The following is a 281-nucleotide window of genomic DNA, read 5'->3' as shown; positions in this document are numbered from 1 at the left end:
CACACGTCCACTCACAAAGCCTTCTGCTTGAGCTTGGCGAACAGTCTCATCAAAGATTTCCTCAAAAACCGAGGTATCTTCAAACCGGCCTTTGCGATTAAAACTAATCGTCGAATGATCTGGCACTCGGTCTACCAACGAATAGCCCAAAAACCACCGATAAGCGATATTCGCTTGAATTTCTTTTTCCAACTGGCGCTCGGAACGAATGCCATAGAGGTAACCAAGAAATAACATTTTGAATAGTGTCACTGGGGCAATGGACGGGCGTCCATTATCAG

The 281-nt window shown here is 45.6% G+C and carries 1 protein-coding gene; it reads right to left on the bottom strand.

Features of this window, described 5'->3' with window-relative positions; translation table 11 throughout:
- Window positions 1–281: transposase (locus tag SB775_RS28900; protein WP_410864638.1), on the bottom strand; the 281-nt coding region annotated here is incomplete at both ends.

This window comes from Peribacillus sp. SIMBA_075, from assembly GCF_046534585.1.
The sequence above is the reverse complement of the archived record's forward strand: the minus strand, read 5'-3'. Positions and strand labels throughout refer to the sequence as shown.